We start from the raw sequence: 14,234 nt of genomic DNA, 5'->3' as shown, positions 1-14,234 counted from the left end.
GGCACGAAAAATTATACGCGTGTTGGCGCACAAAATACAGAAACTCCCACATCTTGGACTTTAAACGCCGTCAAATATATAGAAGGTGTATAGAAGACATACAGACTATTTGAAGGATTTCGATCGCCGCGGCGCCGACGATCGCTGATATAAAATAACGTCCGTCAGAGTTAAGCGAAAGTTAAAGGCCGGACGCACCGCCGCGAACACTATGTCGCGGCGGTAAGGGTTGCCCGGTTGCATTTGGAGGCGGGCCGCGCCCTCAGGCGCGGCGCCGTATAGCGTGGTCGTAAGCCTCGCTGATGCGCTTGCCCATTTCCTCGACCGCCCATTTCGACACATTGGTCCGGCGCGCGCCTTCGGCCAACTGGCCAAGCCTGGCCGGATCGTCCAGGGTAGACAGCAGCGTACGGCTGAAGCCGGCAAAATCGTCCGCCGGCAGGACAAGGCCATTGACCCCATCGGTCACGATTTCGTCGATCCCGGCCAGGTCCATCACCACGGCGGGCTTGCCGCCGGCAAGATATTGCACCACCACACGCGGCAGGCCTTCGCGTTCAGAGGTTAGCACGCAGACATCGGCCATGGCGACCAGGCTCTGCGGATTGGCATCGTACCCCAGGAACCGGATCTTGTCCTCGGCGCCCAGCGACGAGACCAGCGCCTTGCAGTCCTCGAACATGGTGCCCTGCCCGCCGAACATCAGGCACACGTCCGAACGGTCCTTGAGCATCGGCGCTATGGCTTCGATCAGCTGCTTCTGGCGCTTACGCGGTTCGAACGCCGCCAGCATCAGGATCATCCTGGGCTTTGGTCCCTCGGGCCAGCCGCCGATGCGCGTGCGCCAGTCGGCCGGAGGCTCGGCGGCCTGGAACTTTTCGATCGGCATGCCGGAATGGATGACCACGTGCTGTTCGGGCGTACCCACCTTGTGGTCGAGACAGGCATTCTTCATGCCTTCGCTGACATTGATAATACGGTCGCTGAGCTTGGCGCCCAGTTGTTCGGTCACAAGGTAGACCGTTTTTGCTGCGCCTGAAACGCTCAGGAAGGGTGCAATATGGACGGTGTGCACGACCACCGGCTTCCTGAGGCCAGCCGCGGCGAAACGGCCGACGATACCGGCCTTGCTCTGGTGGGTATGGACGACGTCATAGCCTTCCTGGCGATAGATCCTGCGCAGGTCCATGGTGCATTGCAGATCCTTTACCGGATCGATCTTGTGCACCATGCTCGGAACCTGGAGCCGCTTCAGGTCCTTGGGCAGGCTGTCGAGAAAGACGGGATCGTACTCCTCGCCATAGATCAGCGTGACCTCATGGCCTTGTTTGAGCTGGTACACGCATGTGGCCAGCGTGTTTTCTTCCGATCCGGCCTTGAGCCAGCGGGTAATGACGTGGGCAATCTTCCAGGTCGATGACAATCGAAACCCCCGAATAAATGGACAATTCAAAATGAAAAAAGGTCGCAGTCCGCGCAAAATAAGCACATGACCTTTTAAGTGATCTTACCGTCCCGATCATAAGGCGGCAAATTTTTTTTGCTTTGCAGCAAAATTATGATAGGGAATTAGGCGGATGCAAGCGGGGGTGCGGGCGTCGATATTTGTTTCACCCTGCGAACCGGCCAAAGCCTGAAATTTTTCAGCAAGTGGCGGGTTATTAAGATTTTTTGTTCATTACGCTGCGTCTGAAGATTTTTGCGTTTGTCATAGATTAAGAGCACTGAAGCATGCGGATTTTCATTACGGGCACGGCCGGCTTTATCGGATTCCACCTGGCCAAACGCCTTCTCGACGACGGCCATACGGTCCATGGCTATGACGGGATGACGCAATATTACGACCTGTCGCTGAAGCACAGCCGTCGCGATATCCTGAAGGCCTATCCGGAATACACCCATACCGAAGCCATGCTGGAAGACATGCCGGCGCTGACGGCCGCCGCCGAAGCCTGCCAGCCTGAGATCGTCATCCACCTGGCCGCCCAGGCCGGTGTGCGCTATTCGATCGAAAACCCGCGCGCCTATGTCGACTCGAACCTGGTCGGATCGTTCAACGTCCTCGAGATCGCGCGCCTGTTCAAGCCGCGCCACCTGATGCTGGCCTCGACCTCGTCCGTCTACGGCGCCAACGCCAAGATCCCGTTCGAGGAAAGCGACAAGACCGACGAGCCGATGACGCTCTACGCCGCGACCAAGAAGTCGATGGAAGTCATGGCGCACTCCTATTCGCACCTGTGGAAGCTGCCGACGACGGCGTTCCGCTTCTTCACGGTCTACGGTCCCTATGGCCGTCCGGACATGGCGCTGTTCAAGTTCGCCAAGGCCGGCCTCAAGGGCGAGCCGATCGACGTCTACGGCGAAGGCCAGCAGCAACGCGACTTCACCTATATCGACGACCTGGTCGAATGCATCGTCCGCCTGATGGACGTGGTGCCGGCCGAGGACAACCGCGTCAACGCCGACGGCGTCAACGACACGCTTTCTCCTCAAGCGCCGTACCGCGTCGTCAATCTCGGCGGCGGAACCCCGGTCGGCCTCCTCCCCTTCATCGACACGGTCGAGGAAACGCTGGGCGTTCCGCTGACGCGCAACATGCTGCCCATGCAAAAGGGCGACGTGCCGCGCACCTTCGCAAGCCCCAAGCTGCTGGAGTCGCTGACGGGCTTCAAGCCGGCTATCGAGGTCGGTGAAGGCGTGGCATCGTTCTGCACCTGGTTCAAGAAGACCTACGCGTGACGGGTTCTTAACCCGTCTCGCCCTAACTCTATCGCTGACATCAGTTCGGACTTCGATTGCACGATTCCATGGATACGGTCGCAGATACATCGGTGACGACCGCGCCCCGCACGACGGCGGGGCCGACGGTCGACGTGATCATGACGTGCTACAATGAAGGCCCGTACATCACGGCGGCGATCGACAGCATCATCAACCAGAGCCGCTATGACCTGGTCGAGCGCATCGTCGTCGTCGACGACGGATCGCGCCCGGATACGCTCGAGATTCTGAAAGGGCTGGAGGCGCGCTGTTCGCGGCTGAAGGTCATCTATTCCGGCGGCAACGGCCTGCCCAAGGCGCGCAACCTCGCCGCCGACCATTGTACCTCCGACTGGATCGCCATTCTCGACGGCGACGATATCTGGACCGAGGACAAGCTTGAACACCAGGTCACGGCCATCGGCGCCCGGCCGAATGCCGGACTTGTCTATTCGGGTTACCTGCAGTTCGACAACGAAAACCCCGAGAACCGGATGGTGGCGCACGTCAACGATCTGGGCGGCTCGTCCGACCTGCTGCGCGACTACTTCCTGAAGGAAGGCCCGATCATCCCGTCGACCATCCTGGTGCGCCGCGACCTGTTCGAGCAGGTCGGCCGCTTCGACGCCAGGATCAAGGTGTTCGAGGATACGGAATTCTACGGCCGCATGGCCGATATCTGCGAATTCTGCTGCATCGACAAGCCGCTGCTGCTCAAGCGCGTGCACGCCAATTCGATCACGGCGAAGCGCCAGGAGATGATGGCGCATCATGCGTTCGTCGCTTTCCACCTGGCCGCGCGATTCCCACGGCTCTATCCGCTGGTGCCGCGCCGCCTGTCCGAGCGCGCGCGCAAGCTCGGCAACACGGCGGTCGAACTGGGCAGCGACGCCGAGGCCGGCCGTTTCTATCGCCTGGCCGTCCAGCTGTCGCCGCTGTCGTGGCGCGCGCAACTCAGCTTCTGGGCGCATCGCCTTGGCCTGCCGCTGGGCGCCATGAAGAAAAAAGCGGCCGCGCGCCGCGAAGGCCAGGTCGCTTATGGCCAGTAGGGTTCTGTACGTTATCAACGGCTTCATGCGCGGCGGCGCCGAGCAGGGGCTGCTGACCATCCTCGACAACGGCTTCATGAAGGACGCCGATTTTCGCGTCTTTGCCTTCATGAAGGGCAACGGCACGCTTTACGACGCTTTGTGCGATCGTATCGGCGCCGACCGCGTTACCCTGGTGTCGAACGCCCCGAAACTGACCCTGCCCAGCCTGCTGATCGGGACCCTTCGCTTGTTCGGGGTGGTGATGAGCTGGCGGCCCAAGGTCGCCATCCTGTCGCTCAAGCAGAGCAATATCGCCGGCCGCTTCGTCCTGGGCTTCTTTCCAGGCATCTGGTGTGTCGGTTTCGAACACATCGCCCAACTCGAGGCCGGCAAGCTCAAAAACGTGTACGAAGGCCTGCTGAAGCGCCTGTCGGGCCGCGTCAACGAGGTCTGGGCGGACTGTGAATCGACCCTCGTCGAAACGCGCGCCTATTACACACCCAAGCCCGGCCGCGTCGAGACCGTCATTCCCTTGTTCATCCGCCCGGCCAATGTCCGGACCAAGTCGGATTATACCCTGGGCTCGCCTGTGCGCCTTCTGGCCGTCGGCCGGCTGATTGCCCGCAAGCGCTACGACTTGGTGCTCGAGGCCATGGCGCGCCAGATCGAAAAGGGCCACGATCTCAGCCTGTCGATCTTCGGCGAAGGGCCCGAGCAGGGGCGCCTCGAGGCCCTGGCCGCGGAGCTGGGCCTTGGCGACCGCGTGCTCTTCAAGGGTTTCGTCAAGGATTGGTGGGGAAACGCCGCCGATTATGATCTGTTCGTCAACCCCAGCGACGAGGAAGGCTTCTGTATCGTCGCCGCCGAAGCCCTGATGACGGGTCTTCCTTCGGTATGCACGCCGGTGGGCGGCCTGAAGGACTATCTTGTACCGGAACAGAACGGGCTGGTCATGGCGCGCGGCGATCTTGACGGCCTGGAACAGGGACTGGCAAGACTGTTGCAGGACGCGACCTTGCGCGAACGTCTTGGCACAACGGCCGCGCGCGACATGGCACGGATCTATTCGGAAGCGGCCATGCGTGAACGGCTGGCGACGGTGAGCCGGCGCCTGTGCGGCGTTGCGGAAGCCGTGCATCATGTCCGGCAGGCTGCTCCTGACGCCCTGGCGCGACTGGATTGAGAGAGTTTCGACTATGCTGACGGCCAACATCCCCACCTTCCGCAAGCCCGTTCGAGCGACATGGTCGATCGAAGACGGCCTGGTGGCATTGCTGTGCATAGCCTTAGCCTCGCTATTCGTCGAATTTCAGTTTCATATCGGCGGCAAGATCCGTCTGTTCGACATTATCGGGTTTCCGGCGGCGCTCGCCTATATCGTATATTCGGTCTTTGCACGCCGTCTTCGCTTCAGCTTCAACCTGTTGATCATCGCTGCGTTTTTCGCGCTTTTGGCTTTCGGCGCGCTGAAACTTGGCACACAGACCTTCGTTCGTGAAGGCTTGCAAGGGGTTGAAATGGTGGTCTTTGCCTGGGCGGTGTCCCTGGCGGCCCCACGCTTCAACTGGAACGCGGTCAAGCTTTACTTCTTCCTGTATGCCATCGGTATGATCGCGTACGTCGTGATCTGGCATATTTCCCACGGTTATCTCACCGGCTGGAAGGAACTTGAAGCCTCCAAGACGATGTTCAATTTCGGCCTGCCGATCATCTTCGGGTACATGATCTTTGCCAAACGGCAGGCGACGATCCTGGAATATGCCGGCATTGCGCTTCTGGGCGTGATCCTGATCTTCAGCGGCGAGCGCAAGGCGCAGATTGCCTATCTGATCTGTGTCGGCCTCGCCATCTACGGCGGATACCTTAACGTTCTGGTGGCCGCGACGGGCGGTGCCGTAATGGCCGTAGCGCTTTCAGCCGCGATCATCGCCAACCCTTACCTGATACGGCAGTTCACCTCGCTCACCGAAGGCAACGGCGTCAAGAACATGACGCTGGCCCAGCTTGTCATGAACGAAGAGGGCAATTCCCCGAGCGATCTGCAGCGTGAATTCGTCAACCGTCTGTCCGTACCCCTGGTGAAGCAGCATCCTCTGTTCGGTGTCGGTACGGACGGCTTCCTGCCTTACCTGAGCGACGCCTGGGGTCCCTATCTGCCGGGCTACATGCGCCTCGGCATCCATGGCGAATTCCAGCGAACGCTCGTGGAAAACGGCTTCGTCGGCCTGTTCATCTACTGCATCCCATGGCTGCGTAGCCTTTTGTGGCTGCTTTTGAACCGCCGCAGCCTCTCACGCCGGACCGCCGTGGCCTATCTTATGGCGATGATCGTCGTCTTCATTTCGAACTATTACGAAGGCGGCGGGCAACGCGCTTTCGTAGCCTTCATCATTATCGCGCTTTTGCCGGAATTTTTCGGCCGCAGCATCAAGCGGGTCAAGTTCAGCGACGCGATGCGACGGTTGACCGCGCCCCGCCCCAGGCTGGCGCCTGCGGGCCTGAACGCCCAAAGACCATGACAAACCGGCGGTCACCCACCGGCACTACTATCTAATTTAATATTGTTTTACAGCGGCTTCCCATGAGTGGCTTCCATAACCAGATGATAGCCGTGCGGGTGCGCGGATGAACGATGAGGCACAGACTTTTGCGGTGCCCGCCGAATCCGCGCGGCAAAAGGCGACGCCGAAGGCCGCGTCCGCACAGCCGGATGCACCCGCCAAAAGCACGAAAGACAAGATTCACAGCATTCAGTACCTTCGCATCGTCGCGGCACTGATGGTTGTGTTCCAGCACAGCATACATGAGGTCGACCAGGTTGCCGCCAAAGGTCATTTCGGCATAACCAACCTGACCGTGGATGGCGTTTTCGGAGTGAAGATCTTCTTCGTCATCAGCGGCTTCATCATGCATGCGCTGGCCAAGCCGCGACTGAAGACCCCAGGGTACTGGTGGAAATTCCTGGTCGAACGCTTTCTGCGTATCGCGCCGATGTACTGGATCGCAACGACCCTTTTCCTGTGCGCGGCTACCCTGTTCTCGTCGCAGGTCAACCATGCCGCCATGGATCCGTTGCACGTCCTGGCCTCCTACGGTTTCGTGCCCTACCCGAGGCCGGGTGACCAGGAAATGAGCCCGGTGCTGGCGCTCGGCTGGAGCCTGAACTACGAGATGTTCTTCTACGTGCTGTTCGGCGCCTGCATCTTCCTGAACACGCGCTCGATTACCCTGGCCTGTACTGCAGCTTTCGTGCTGGTCGCCGCCTTGCATGGCTTCACGCCGCAGGCCACCGCCCCGCACTATCTGTCGAAGCCGATCATTCTGCTGTTCCTGGCCGGCGCTCTCATTTCCTACCTGCACCAGGTGATACCGCAACGCCTGAACCTGCCCAGCTGGGCTTTCCTGGCCATTATTGCCGTGCTTGTGGGTATAAAGCAGGCCTTCGTACCCGTAGACGGCCCCATACAGGAAGAGTTCCCGCTGGCGATTGCTCTGGTCGCGGCCGCGGCCTTTATCCGCATCAATGACGATCAGACGATTGTATCGCGGGTACTCACCACCGGCGGCGATGCTTCGTTCAGCCTTTATCTGTTCCACATTTTCGCGATCAACGGCGTCATACTGATCGCCAAAAAGCTTCATCTTCTCGCCAAGATCGGCACCTATCCCGTTCTGGGCCTTTGCATAGTCGCCAGCCTCGCGACTGGTTACCTCGTTTACCGATATCTCGAAATACCCATTCTTTCCTGGACCGTACGCGTACGAAAGTCGCTGTTCGGCTTTGTTTCCAAACCCCAGCCATGACCCAGCCTCGCCCCCTGAACATCGTCCTGCTGCTGCCGTCCTATTTTCCGGATACGGTGGGTGGTGCCGAGCAGCACACGCGCATTCTGGCGATCGCCTTCCAGCGCCTGGGCCACACCGCGACCCTGATCGCACCGACACAAACCCCCGGTGCTGCCGGCGAGACGGTCGAGGACGGCGTCAAGGTCGTACGCATCGCGACCAAACAGCCGCCGTTCCTGGGCGGCAAGAAGCTGCCGTCGTTGATCCACTGGTGGCGCCAGGTCTACCGCTATCTCTTCGACCGCCGCGACCAGATCGACGTGGTGGCCATCCAGCACCTGCGCCTGCACAGCATTCCAGGCGTGCGTTTCGCCAAAGCCTTCGGCAAGATCGTCTCGGGCAAGCTCGGCCGCGGCGGCGAGCATTTCGACCTGAAACTTCTGCGCGGCAAGAAGCTGCCCATGGGTAAATGGCTGGCGGACACCATCCGCGCCTCGGACATGCTGTATATCGCCAACAGCGCCGACATCGTCGACGACCTTGTCAAGGAAGGCGCCAAGGCCGGCAATATCGTCCGCCTGCCCAACGGCGTCGAATGTCCGCCCGCCTCCATGGCGGCCTTTACCGGCCCGGACGGCACGCGCAACTTCACCTTCGCCGGCCGGCTGGAGCATGAAAAAGGCATCGTCAAGCTGGTCGAAGCCTTCGAGCGCATCGCCAAGCGCCATCCCGACGCCCGTCTCAACATCTTCGGCGGCGGCCCGCTCAAGGACATGTTGAAAGACCGCGTTACGGCCGCGGGCCTCAGCGAGATCATCCGCCTGCACGGCGTCGAAAGCGACAAGGCCCGGATATTCGGCGGCAATGCCTGGTTCCTGCTGCCATCGGACTCCGAAGGCATGTCGAACGCGCTTCTCGAAGCCATGGCGCATGGCGTGGTGCCGATCATCACGCCGGTCAGCGGCGCCGCCGACCTGGTCGATACCGGCCGCTCGGGCTTCATCGTCGCGGACAACCAGCCCGACACGCTGGAAGCGGCCATCGAAACCGCGCTTAGCCAGTCCGCCGACCAATGGCAGTCCCTGAGTACAGCGACGCGCAATACAATCCTCGAGCGTTTCAGCATCGACGAAGTGGCGCGCGCCTATATCGAACTGTACCAATCGCGCCTGGGACAGGCCGACCCGTCCGAAACCCCCATGGCGAAGGCAGTCTGAGATGAGCAAGGGCAAGGGTGAAGCCGTCATGGGCGGAATGCGCTGGCTGGCCATCGGCAAGCTGGTCTCCATGGCCATCTCCTTCGTCACTACGGCGGTGCTGGCGCGCCTGCTGACGCCGTACGACTTCGGCGTCATGGCCGTCGTGCTGCTGGTCATCGCCTTGTCGAACGCCATCTTCGAAGGCGCCTTCGGCATGGGCGTGACCATCAAGAAGGATATCGACGAAGGCTATATCGCCACCACCTTCTGGCTATCGGTCATCCTCAGCGCCATACTGGTCGGCGTGCTGTGGGTCATTTCGCCCTGGCTGGAAGGCTTCTTCCACATGCCGCACCTGGCGGACATCATCCGCTTCACCTCGACCTCGCTGGTCTTCAACGCCGCCAGCAACGTCTCGTACTCGCTGATGCGCCGCAGCGGTCAGTTCCGCACCATCGCCATATACCAGGTCGGCTGTTCGCTGATCGGTTATGGCCCGGTATCCATCGGCCTGGCCCTGATGGGCTATGGCGTGTGGGCGCTGGCCGTAGGCCAGGTCGCCGTCGCCGTCCTGACCTCGGTGGCCGCGCTCTTCCTGGCCAAGATGCCCTACCACCGCTTCATCCAGCGCCAGCACATCGGCCACGTCTTCGCCACCAGCGGCTTCCTGACCGTATCGCAGATTCTGAACTGGGCGGCGCTGACCGGCTCGAACAGCGTCGTCGGCCGCATGCTGGGCGCAACCCAGCTCGGCCTCTATTCGCGCGGCTGGAAGCTGCTCGACCTGGTGACCACCGTGTCGGCCCAGCCGATGTCTGAAGTGCTGTTCCCGGCCTTCGCCCGCATGCAGGACGACCCCGAACGCGCGCGTAAGGCGCTGGAACGCGCCCTGGCTGTCGCCGTGCCCTTCTTCGCCACCATCGCCGCCCTGACCATCGCGCAGAGCCAGTTCATCGTCTGGGTGTCGCTGGGTCCGAAATGGGCCGACACGGCGGTGATCATGAGCATACTCTTCCTCGCCCTGGTACCGCGCTGCTGCTACAAGGTGTCGGAAAGCGTCACCGTGGCCTTTCAGCGCTCGGGCTCCGCCGCCCTGCGCCAGGGCCTCTACGCCGCCGCCATGATCGGCTTCTCGGCTCTCGCCGCGCCGCATGGACCGGTCTGGGTCGCTGTCGGTGCCAGCCTGGCCGTCACCATCTTCTACCTGTCGTCGCTGGCTTATGCGATGCGCTTGGTGGGCCTGAGCTTCCTGCGCGTCATCGAGGTCCATATCCGCGCCGCCATCCTGGCCGGCCTCATCTTCCTGATCGACAGCGTGGTCACGGCGGGCATCCTGCCCCTGTCCTTCTTCGTCGCCAATGTCGTCGGCGGCATGATCGGCCTGGGCGTCGCCGCCGCGCTCTTCCTGTACCTGCCGGCCCACCTGCTGGGCGAGGCCCTGATCGACCTGCGTGCGCAGGTCATCGCCAAGACCGCGGGCATCCGCACCAAGCTCCTGCGCAAGTTCGGCCGCCAGGGCGCGGACTGACGGAAAGACAAACGCCGATGTTCAGACCCTTTCTCGAAAAATTCCGTGAGCGGACGATCTGGCAGGACGAAGCCGGCAACGCCGCGACCTACGGCGACCTGACCGTCCTCGCCGATCGCCTCGCCGAAGCCTGGACCGGCCGGCAGCTGGTCTTCGCAGAGGTCGACAACACCATCGCGTCGCTGTCGCACTATGTGGCGCTGCTGACCGCCGGCCACGTCGTCTTCCCGTACAATCCGGCCGACGCCGACAAGGCCCTGGCCCTGGCCGAGATCTACCGCCCCAACCTGATCGGCCGCACCGACAACGGCGTGTACGGCCTGCACGTTTTCGACGCCACGCCGATCGCCTTGCATGCCGACCTGGCGATCCTGCTCTCGACCTCGGGTTCGACCGGCACGCCCAAGTTCGTCAAGCTGAGCCAGGGCAACCTGATCTCGAACGCCGAAAGCATCGCCGAATATCTGAGGATCACGGGCGACAGCATCGAAATCACCACGCTGAAGCCCAGCTATTCCTACGGCCTGTCGATCGTCCATTCCTACCTGGTGTCGGGCGCCAGACTGGTCCTGACCGACCGCTCGGTGATGGACTCCGAGTTCTGGACGCTGCTGGCCAGGACCGGCGCCAAGAGCTTCTCGGGCGTGCCCTATACCTATGAGATGATCCTCAGCCAGCGCATCGACCTCAACGACTATCCCAGCCTCGAATACCTGACCCAGGCCGGCGGCAAGCTGGCCGAGGACAAGGTGGCGGTTATGGCTTCCGCCTGCAACGCGCTGGGCAAGCGCTTTTATGTCATGTACGGCCAGACCGAGGCCGCGCCGCGCATCGCCTATGTGCCGCCGGAAAAGGTCGCCGACTTTCCGACCTGCATCGGCGTGCCCGTGCCGGGCGGCCGCCTGATCATCCGCGACGAAGACGGCAACGAAGTCACCGAGCCCGGCGTCCAGGGCGAAATCTTCTATGCCGGCCCCAATGTCATGATCGGCTATGCGCTGGAACCGGCCGATCTTTCGACCGACGAGACGCCGAACGAACTGGCCACGGGTGACCTTGGCGCCATCAACGACCACGGCCTCTATTACATCGTTGGCCGCCGTTCGCGCTTCCTCAAGCTGTTCGGCAACCGCATCAGCCTCGACCAGATCCAGCAGCACTTCCAGAGCCAGGAGATGGAGGTCGTCTGTACCGGCGACGACACCTGCCTGGTCGCCGTGACGACCGTCGCCGAAGACCGCAAGGCCGCGGTCGAGCAGGTCCTGCAGGACGAGTTCCACATTCCGCCGCATGCCTTCGCCGTCGTGCACACCGACGCCATCCCGCGCCTGTCGAACGGCAAGTACGACTTCGCGACGCTTAAAACCTTCATGGAAAAGGTCGAGCGCAAGGGCGCCGATCCGCTGGAACACGACATCATCCGCCTGCACCAGGAACCAAGTCCGATCCTCCGCACCGTCGGCATGACCGGCATCTTCCTGCGCGAATTTGTCGTCAACTGGTTCAATGTCTACAGCATCAAGGACGAAAGTTTCGCCAGCATCCGCGACATCTTCCTAGGCGGATCGCGCACCAAGGACATCGGCGACCAGACCGCCTATGCCCAGGTCGCGGCCGATTCCCTGTCCTACGTCCAGACCAGCCTCGCCGTCAGCGAATATCTCGGCTTCCTGCCCGACAACTGGGACAAGCTGAGCGTCGCCGAACTCGAAAGCCTGAAATATGACACACCTGTTTAAACTCAAGGCCATCGACGTCGCCGTCGTCCTGCGCGCCGTCGCCATCTGCCTGGTGGCGTTCAACCACGCCAATCCGGATGCGCCGAAATTCCTCGGCTTCTCGCTGGACGGCGGCATGAACGTACTGCTCATGATCTCGGGCTACTACTTCGCCAAGCTGGTGCTGACCGCGCCGAGCGTCGGCCAGATGCGCCATCAGCTGATCCGCTACGGCGCGTCGTTCATCATCCCCAGCTTCCTGATGGTGCTGTTCTTCTTCGCCCTCCTGAAGCGCTTCGACGTTCAGGAACTGCTGTTCTACAAGAATTTCTTCTCGCCCGAACGCGTGTCCAAATACCCGACCTGGTATCCGCAGGTCATGCTGCAGATCCTGCTGATCATCTACGCCCTGTCGTTCATTCCCGGTCTCGGCGCAATCGGCCGCCGCCTTCAGCCCTATTGGGTGCTGGGCGTGTTCGGCGTCTTCGCGGTCATCCGGCTGGTCCTGCCGCAATATGTCGACACGGTGCCGCTGATGCATCACCTGCCGCACCTGCAGTTCTGGAACTTCTGCCTGGGCTGGTGCTTCTACTTCGTCAGCGACCCGTCGGGATCGCCGCTACGCGCGCGTCTGGCCATGGCCGGCGTCGCCCTGGTCAGCATCTTCGCCATCTTTGGGCCGAACGTGCTGGTGACCTACACGCTCAGCATCGGCAGCCTGTTGTTCCTGTTCGTCAAGCGGATCTCGCTGCCCGCCATCGCGCACAAGACGGTGTCGATCATCGCCGCCGCCAGCTTCAACATCTTCCTGTGGCACCGCTTCTTTTACGAGATCTATGAGCGCGTGGCGCACCTAAAGACACCGCAAGGCGGCGTCGGCATGTGGGTGTTCGGCGTCGGCCTCAGCATCGTGCTGTGGAGCGTCTGGGAAGGTTTGGAAAAGACCTGGAACCGGATCAGGTCCGTGTCGGACCAGGTCTCGCAGATGAAGCCGGCCCTGACTTAATATTTCTTGTTGGCCTGCCAGGCCGCGGCCGTACGGATGAGGGTTTCGAGATCGCTGTGCTTCGCTTCCCAGTCGAGCTCGGCGCGGATGCGCTTGACGTCGGCCACCAGCGACTGCGGATCGCCTTCGCGGCGCGGGCCGTACGAATGCGGCACCGGACGGCCCAGCACCTTTTCCGCCGTCGTCAGCATTTCCTTCACGGTGACACCTTCACCCGTGCCGACGTTGAAGATGCGGCTGGAACCGCCGTCGAGCAGGCGCTTGACCGCCGCGACGTGCGCCGCCGCCAGGTCGACGACGTGGATATAGTCGCGGACGGCCGTACCGTCCTTGGTGTCGTAATCGGTACCGAACACGGTCAGCGGCTTGCCGGTGCCCAGCGCCGCCTGGCAGATCAACGGGATCAGGTGGGTTTCCGGGTCGTGGCTTTCGCCGATCTCACCGTCAGGATCGGCGCCGGCGGCATTGAAATAGCGCAGGATGGTATGGCGCAGCGGATGCGCCTGGCCCATCCAGTGCAGGACCTGTTCGAAGGCGATCTTGCTGCCGCCGTAAGGATTGATCGGCGCCAGCACATGATCCTCGGGGATCGGCGTAACCGTGGGAATCCCGTAGGCCGCCGCCGTCGACGAAAAGACGATGGCTTCAACGCCCCCCTCGACCAGGGCCGAGGCAAAGGCCGTCGCGGCGCCGACATTGTTGTCGTAGTACTTGGCCGGGTTCTTCGTGCTTTCACCGACCAGGCTGTAGGCAGCGAAGTGGATGGCGCTGGTGATCTTGTGGTCCGAAATGGCCTTGAGGATCGCTTCGCGGTCGCGAAGATCGGCCTTGATCAGCGGTCCCCATTTGACGGCGGCTTCGTACCCCGTCACCAGGTTGTCGAGCGTTACCGGCAGGTAGCCCGCCTGCGACAACGCCTTGCAGGTCTGCGCCCCGATAAACCCCGCACCACCTGCTACCAGTACCGCCGTCATTCCCGTCTCCGTTTTTGCTGCGACGCCCCCGCCACGATGCGGCGCACATAATAACCATCCCGGACATATGTGAAATGGGGTTGGCAAATTTTTCCATTAATTTTTCCGAAACGTAGCGGCGGCACACTTCTTGCCAGTGCCGCCGTGCCACACAGGCAGGCGTAGCACGATCCCGGTCGGTTTCCCGATTGAATTTTGCGCCGCAACAAAGTAGCTTGCGGGCAAGGGATCA

The 14,234-nt window shown here is 61.7% G+C and carries 11 protein-coding genes; 9 read left to right on the top strand and 2 right to left on the bottom strand.

Going from position 1 to position 14,234, the window contains the following annotated elements; genetic code table 11:
- Positions 1 to 262: 262 nt before the first annotated feature.
- On the bottom strand, positions 263 to 1,423 hold the full coding sequence (locus AB8717_RS00800; RefSeq protein ID WP_443749126.1) for a glycosyltransferase: 1,161 nt from the start codon (positions 1,421 to 1,423) through the stop codon (positions 263 to 265).
- Positions 1,424 to 1,731: 308 nt separating this feature from the next.
- Between AB8717_RS00800 and AB8717_RS00795 the strand changes: the two genes are divergently transcribed.
- From AB8717_RS00795 to AB8717_RS00755, 9 genes are all read left to right on the top strand, one after another.
- The gene (locus AB8717_RS00795) at positions 1,732 to 2,739 is read left to right on the top strand and encodes an NAD-dependent epimerase/dehydratase family protein (protein ID WP_443749125.1); all 1,008 of its coding nucleotides are present in this window, start codon (positions 1,732 to 1,734) and stop codon (positions 2,737 to 2,739) included.
- A 68-nt stretch (positions 2,740 to 2,807) separates the two neighbouring features.
- Positions 2,808 to 3,809, top strand: coding sequence for a glycosyltransferase family 2 protein (locus AB8717_RS00790; protein ID WP_443749124.1), 1,002 nt, complete (start codon positions 2,808 to 2,810; stop codon positions 3,807 to 3,809).
- Positions 3,799 to 4,974 (top strand): glycosyltransferase, encoded by a 1,176-nt coding sequence (locus tag AB8717_RS00785; protein WP_443749123.1) that lies wholly within the window; start codon positions 3,799 to 3,801, stop codon positions 4,972 to 4,974. The genes AB8717_RS00790 and AB8717_RS00785 overlap by 11 nt, the downstream gene beginning before the upstream one ends.
- Positions 4,931 to 6,310: an O-antigen ligase family protein gene (locus AB8717_RS00780; protein ID WP_443749122.1), complete on the top strand. Its 1,380-nt coding sequence runs from the start codon at positions 4,931 to 4,933 to the stop codon at positions 6,308 to 6,310. Before AB8717_RS00785 ends, AB8717_RS00780 begins: the two co-directional genes overlap by 44 nt.
- A 106-nt stretch (positions 6,311 to 6,416) precedes the next feature.
- Positions 6,417 to 7,595 (top strand): acyltransferase family protein, encoded by a 1,179-nt coding sequence (locus AB8717_RS00775; protein ID WP_443749121.1) that lies wholly within the window; start codon positions 6,417 to 6,419, stop codon positions 7,593 to 7,595.
- Positions 7,592 to 8,794, top strand: a complete 1,203-nt coding sequence (locus tag AB8717_RS00770; protein WP_443749120.1) for a glycosyltransferase family 4 protein — start codon at positions 7,592 to 7,594, stop codon at positions 8,792 to 8,794. The genes AB8717_RS00775 and AB8717_RS00770 overlap by 4 nt, the downstream gene beginning before the upstream one ends.
- Position 8,795: 1 nt before the next feature.
- On the top strand, positions 8,796 to 10,304 hold the full coding sequence (locus tag AB8717_RS00765; protein WP_443749119.1) for a lipopolysaccharide biosynthesis protein: 1,509 nt from the start codon (positions 8,796 to 8,798) through the stop codon (positions 10,302 to 10,304).
- A gap of 17 nt (positions 10,305 to 10,321) precedes the next feature.
- Entirely contained in the window at positions 10,322 to 12,043 is a 1,722-nt protein-coding gene (locus AB8717_RS00760) for an AMP-binding protein (protein ID WP_443749118.1), read from the top strand.
- Entirely contained in the window at positions 12,027 to 13,028 is a 1,002-nt protein-coding gene (locus AB8717_RS00755) for an acyltransferase family protein (protein WP_443749117.1), read from the top strand. The genes AB8717_RS00760 and AB8717_RS00755 overlap by 17 nt, the downstream gene beginning before the upstream one ends.
- Here AB8717_RS00755 and galE read toward each other — a convergent pair.
- Positions 13,025 to 14,002 (bottom strand): UDP-glucose 4-epimerase GalE, encoded by a 978-nt coding sequence (galE, locus tag AB8717_RS00750; RefSeq protein WP_443749116.1) that lies wholly within the window; start codon positions 14,000 to 14,002, stop codon positions 13,025 to 13,027. The two genes, AB8717_RS00755 and galE, sit on opposite strands and share 4 nt — an antisense overlap.
- Positions 14,003 to 14,234: the final 232 nt, after the last annotated feature.

The organism is Asticcacaulis solisilvae (assembly GCF_052327315.1).
Classification (GTDB): domain Bacteria; phylum Pseudomonadota; class Alphaproteobacteria; order Caulobacterales; family Caulobacteraceae; genus Asticcacaulis; species Asticcacaulis solisilvae_B.
The sequence above is the reverse complement of the archived record's forward strand: the minus strand, read 5'-3'. Positions and strand labels throughout refer to the sequence as shown.

What these genes read in the sequence shown, in the direction of transcription:
- galE (WP_443749116.1), bottom strand. Translation starts at nt 14,002, where the DNA reads ATGACGGCGGTACTGGTAGCAGGTGGTGCGGGGTTTATCGGGGCGCAG.
- AB8717_RS00775 (WP_443749121.1), top strand. Translation starts at nt 6,417, where the DNA reads ATGAACGATGAGGCACAGACTTTTGCGGTGCCCGCCGAATCCGCGCGG.
- AB8717_RS00765 (WP_443749119.1), top strand. Translation starts at nt 8,796, where the DNA reads ATGAGCAAGGGCAAGGGTGAAGCCGTCATGGGCGGAATGCGCTGGCTG.
- AB8717_RS00755 (WP_443749117.1), top strand. Translation starts at nt 12,027, where the DNA reads ATGACACACCTGTTTAAACTCAAGGCCATCGACGTCGCCGTCGTCCTG.
- AB8717_RS00790 (WP_443749124.1), top strand. Translation starts at nt 2,808, where the DNA reads ATGGATACGGTCGCAGATACATCGGTGACGACCGCGCCCCGCACGACG.
- AB8717_RS00770 (WP_443749120.1), top strand. Translation starts at nt 7,592, where the DNA reads ATGACCCAGCCTCGCCCCCTGAACATCGTCCTGCTGCTGCCGTCCTAT.
- AB8717_RS00780 (WP_443749122.1), top strand. Translation starts at nt 4,931, where the DNA reads ATGTCCGGCAGGCTGCTCCTGACGCCCTGGCGCGACTGGATTGAGAGA.
- AB8717_RS00795 (WP_443749125.1), top strand. Translation starts at nt 1,732, where the DNA reads ATGCGGATTTTCATTACGGGCACGGCCGGCTTTATCGGATTCCACCTG.
- AB8717_RS00760 (WP_443749118.1), top strand. Translation starts at nt 10,322, where the DNA reads ATGTTCAGACCCTTTCTCGAAAAATTCCGTGAGCGGACGATCTGGCAG.
- AB8717_RS00785 (WP_443749123.1), top strand. Translation starts at nt 3,799, where the DNA reads ATGGCCAGTAGGGTTCTGTACGTTATCAACGGCTTCATGCGCGGCGGC.